This window comes from Microbacterium sp. Bi128 (genome assembly GCF_918698205.1).
On sequence record NZ_CAKKMM010001114.1, the window covers coordinates 1 to 1,697 of the forward strand.

The 1,697-nt window shown below is 64.8% G+C and carries 2 protein-coding genes; both read left to right on the forward strand.

Translation table 11 applies throughout. The features are described from left to right. Nucleotides 1-192 precede the first annotated feature (192 nt). Entirely contained in the window at nt 193-624 is a 432-nt protein-coding gene (locus LQV45_RS30305; protein WP_230010920.1) for a LexA family transcriptional regulator, read from the forward strand. A gap of 8 nt (nt 625-632) precedes the next feature. After that, nucleotides 633-1,697, forward strand: a 1,065-nt coding sequence (locus LQV45_RS30310; RefSeq protein ID WP_230010921.1) for a Y-family DNA polymerase, incomplete at its 3' end; no start/stop codon positions are given.

Sequence of the window (1,697 nt, forward strand, 5' to 3'; positions counted from 1 at the left end):
AGCCCGCAGGCCCCACCTTCCGCAGACGACGCGCCGAGCGTCCCATATACAGCACCCCTTCAGTCAGGTGTTGCGATGTTGAGGAGAAACCGCGCTGCCCACGCAGCCGAGGGATATGGGCAGAGTCCAACTTTTGTCGGCCCATCCGGCTACACTGAATGTATCGAACATATATTCGAATAAGGGTGTGTTGTGGGCGTTGTTGTCGGTCCCCGCGTGATAGACGCGGGCATGTCGTTGCTGTCGGTGCTGATCTCTCCGGTCCCCGTCGCGGCCGGGTATCCATCGCCGGCGCAGGACTACTTTGATGGGCGCATTGACCTGAACGAGCATCTGATCAAGGACATCACCAGCACGTACGTCGTGCGGGTCTCCGGAGACTCGATGGAACGCGCCGGCATCAGCGACGGGGATGAACTGATCGTCAACCGGGCCCTGGAACCCAAGGACGGGTCCGTAGTCATCGCCGTCCTGGATGGAGAATTGACCATCAAGCGGCTGCGGATCACGGCCGCCGGCGTCGTTCTGCAGGCGGAGAATCCGTCCTACCCGGACATCCGGGTTCCGTCCGTGTCGGATCTGGTCATCTGGGGCGTCGCGACCCGCTGCCTGCATCATGTTTGAGGCACACCATGTCTAAGCCCTCCCCGATGCGGCGGATGCCGCAGATCGCGCACGTGGATGTGAACTGCTTCTACGCCTCGGCCGAGCGGGCATTCGACCCGTCCCTCGAAGGCCGGCCCGTCGTCGTACTGTCCAACAACGACGGGTGCGCCGTCACCCGGTCCCCGGAAGCCAAGGCTCTCGGCATCGGCCTCGGTGAACCATGGTTCAAACTCGCCCCGCGGGCGAAGGAGTGGGGACTTGTTGCCCTCTCGAGCAACTACGAGCTTTACGGGGACATCAGCGCCCGGGTGATGGAACTGCTGGGCCGCTACAGCGCTTGGTTGGAGGTTTACAGCATCGACGAGGCCTTCCTGGGCGTCAAAGGCGCGCCGGAGGACCTGCTGGTCCTGGGCCAGACCATGAAGGCAGCCGTGCGGCGCAACGTGGGGGTTCCGGTCTGCGTCGGGATCGCCGGGACCAAGACCCTCGCGAAACTGGCCAACAAATGGGCAAAGCACAACCCGGCCTTCGACGGGGTCTGCCACTGGGACTCCGTGCCCGCCGCCACCAGAGAAGCGCTGATGGGCCGGCTGTCTGTGATCGAAATCTGGGGCGTCGCGACGCGCCTGACCAAACGCCTCAACGCCTTAGGGCCTCAGTCCATCCTTGACCTGTCCCGGGCCGACCCGGTGATGATCCGGGACCGCTTCTCCGTGGTCATGATGCGCACCGTTCTGGAGCTGCAGGGCACGCCGTGCATCCCGATGGAGGAAGAACGGATCGGCCGGGACCAGCTCATCTTCTCGCGCTCCTTCGCCACCCCCATCACCACCGCCGCCGGCATGCGGCAGGTCCTGTCCGTCTACGGCCAGCAGGCATCGGCACGGCTGGCCAAATACAGCCTCCAGGCCAAGGTCCTCACCGCCTTCGCCGGCACCTCGCACTTCAACCCGAACGACACCTCCTACCCCTCGGTGTGCGTGCCGCTGCCGATGCCCACCGCCGATCCCGTCCTGCTCACCCGGGCCGCCCACGCCCTCCTGCCCCACATCCAGGAAGGCATCAAATACGCCCGGGCCGGCATCATGGTC